Consider the following 1,463-nt stretch of genomic DNA (forward strand, 5'->3'; position numbering starts at 1 on the left):
GTACGGCTTGCGATCACTCATCCCGTCACCCAAGCGAATCTCGCACGCTTGACCGGCAACGATGCTCCAACCTCACCCCATCGAGCGATGACAAGCCGGATAGAAGATCACGTACCGCACTCTCAGCTCTGCACAGGTGCGCTAGCTGGTCCTCCGTGAGCGTTGGGGTTGTGGTTGGCGGCGGTAGACGGCTACGTCGTTGTGGAAGCCGATGACGAGGTCGCCACTGCTGCTGAACGCTACGGAGCGCGGGTTGTCGGTGAGAAACTCCGCGACCGGTCGGCGGGTGATCAGGTCCCAGATCCGCACCGTGCCGTCCCTGCTGCCGGCGACAGCAACGGGGCGATCGTCGAGCATCGTGCACGCCATCGCCACCACGTCGCCTGTGTGGCCGGTGTGGCCGGTGTGGCCGGTGAGGGGTTCGCCGATGGGTCGGCCGGTGGTCAGGTCCCACACCCGCACCGTGTGGTCCCAACTGCCGGTGACAGCAACGGGGCGATCGTCGAGCATGGTGCAGGCCACCGCCGCCACGACGTCGGTGTGGCCGGTGAGGGGTTCGCCGATGGGTCGGCCGGTGGTCAGGTCCCACACCCGCACCATCTTGTCCCAATCGCCGGTGACAGCAACGGGGCGATCGTCGAGCATTGTGCACGCCACCGCCGCCACGTAGCCGATGGGGAGTTCGCCGATGGGTCGGCCGGTGGTCAGGTCCCACACCCGCACCGTGTGGTCCCTGCTGCCGGTGACAGCAACGGGGCGATCGTCGAGCATGGTGCAGGCCACCGCCGCCACGACGTCGGTGTGGTCGGTGAGGGGTTTACCGATGGGCCGGCCGGTGGTCAGGTCCCACACCCGCACCGTGTCGTCCCTGCTGCCGGTGACAGCAACGGGGCGATCGTCGAGCATGGTGCAGGCCACCGCCGCCACGACGTCGGTGTGGCCGGTGAGGGGTTCGCCGATGGGCCGGCCAGCGGTCAGGTCCCACACCCGCACCATCTGGTCCCAACCGCCGGTGACAGCAACGGGGCGATCGTCGAGCATCGTGCACGCCACCGCCTGCGCGTCGCCGGCGTGGCCGGTGAGGGGTTCGCCGATAGGCCGGCCGGTGGTCAGGTCCCACACCCGCACCGTGTTGTCCCTGCTGCCGGTGACAGCAACGGGGCGACCGTCGAGCATCGTGCACGCCACCGCCACCACGGTGTCCGTGTGGCCGGTGAGGGTGTCGCGCAGAGCAGGGTTGAACGTGCTGCCGGTGGCCCACACCGGTGCCCAAGTGCCGGCTGGGATACGACGGGTGAGGTCGCGGTGGAGGTGGCGCGCCCCGGCGCGGGCGGCGTCGAGGGCGAGGAGTTGGCGGCGCTTTCCTGGGCTGGTGTTGCGGTGGAGGTGAAGTCCGGTGCGGTAGACGGCGGCGGTCAGGCGGGCGGTGTCGTGGTGGGCGTGGTGGAGGTGGGGGGTGAGGC

The 1,463-nt window shown here is 69.6% G+C and carries 1 protein-coding gene; it reads right to left on the minus strand.

What is annotated here, in order from left to right:
* Positions 1 to 141: 141 nt before the first annotated feature.
* Positions 142 to 1,463, minus strand: a 1,322-nt coding sequence (locus AADR41_RS42060; RefSeq protein WP_342287744.1) for a WD40 repeat domain-containing protein, incomplete at its 5' end; no start/stop codon positions are given.

It is taken from the genome of Streptomyces sp. CLV115 (assembly GCF_038448545.1).
GTDB classification, from domain to species: domain Bacteria; phylum Actinomycetota; class Actinomycetes; order Streptomycetales; family Streptomycetaceae; genus Streptomyces; species Streptomyces sanglieri.